The sequence below is a fragment of the Oscillochloris sp. ZM17-4 genome (assembly GCF_019599295.1).
In the GTDB taxonomy this organism is placed as follows: domain Bacteria; phylum Chloroflexota; class Chloroflexia; order Chloroflexales; family Chloroflexaceae; genus Oscillochloris.
The window spans coordinates 1-1,300 of sequence record NZ_JAIEWN010000174.1; the positions used below are offsets into that span (position 1 = coordinate 1).

Genomic DNA, 1,300 nt, shown 5'->3' on the forward strand with positions numbered 1-1,300 from the left:
CTTCCGCTGGAGCGGCCCCGACGCCGCGCTCCTGCTGCCCGACCCCGCCGCCGCCGCCGCCGTCATCTCAGCTCGGCTGCACGGCAACCCAGACCGCACCCCGATCTCGCTCTACGCGAGCGGCCCCAGTCGGCGGCTGCTCACCATCCAGCCCGATGCGGGATGGCGCATCTACGCCATCCTCGTGCCGCGCAGCACGCTCTGGGCCGCGTCCGATGGCCCCGCGCAGGTTCGCCTGAGCGGCCCGACCTCCGACGGACATGACAGCGACCCGCGCAACCTCGGGGTGGCCCTCGACACCCTACAGGTGACGCCCATCGCCGCGACGCCCGGGCCGCTCGGGCCGCCGCTACGCCGCGCCCTGCTGCTCACCTGGGCCATCGCCCTCGTCGCAGCGGCGCTCTGGCTTGCCGTGCGCTCGCTCGCTCCGGGCCAGTCTGGGGCAAAGACCCGGAGGGCAATCCTCGCCGTCCCGATCCTTCTGGCGGCAGGGATTATCGCCTGGGCCAGAGTCGACTCAGCTTCGCTCGGCTGGGCGCTGCCCCTCGACGCAGCGGGGCTGAGCCTCGCCTCATCGCTGCTGGCGGCCCTCTGGGCCTCCCCGCGCCTCCTGCGGCGCGCGACGCGCCCCGCCCGCAGCGCGCAGGCCCTCGCGGTCGTGGCCATCCTCGCGCTGGCCCACCTCACGCTGCTGCTCCCTGTGGGCGTAGAGCTGCGCGGCATCGCCGCCATCGCCATCCTTGGCGTCCCGGGGGCGCTGCTCTCCCGCCTGCTGCTGGCAGATATCGACGACCCGCTGGAGCGCATCTTCTTCGGCCTCTGCGGAGCCCTGGCGCTGATGATCCTGCTGCTGCTCGCCCTCCAGGCGCTGCCTGCGGCCATCGCGCCCTGGCCGCTGCTGATCCTCTGCGACGCCCAGAGCGCCCTCGTCGGGGCCGCCCTGCTTCGCCGCAGGCGCGCGGCCCCCACCGCGCAGCGCCCGCCCCACCCCTCCATCCCCCTCGCCCTGATCATGCTCGTCGGCGCCGCGTTTCGGCTGCCCTCCCTGGGCCGCACCGAGCTGCACGACGACGAGGCGACCGCGCTCATCGCGGCGGCCAGGATGGTGCAGGGGGTGCCGAACCAGCTGCTGATCCAGCTCAAGGGTCCGACGCAGGTGCTCCTCCCCGCCGGCCCCATGGCCCTGACCGGGCAGATCAATGAGTGGGTCGCCCGCATGCCGTTCCTGCTCGCCGGGATGGGCGTCATCCTCGGCGGCTACCTGCTCGCCCGGAGAGTCCTCGGCGGGTCGGCGTCCTGG

1 pseudogene is annotated in these 1,300 nt (G+C 74.2%); it reads left to right on the forward strand.

What is annotated here, in order from left to right:
- Window positions 1-1,300 (forward strand): annotated as a pseudogene (locus K2Z83_RS28495) (hypothetical protein); the annotation flags it as partial.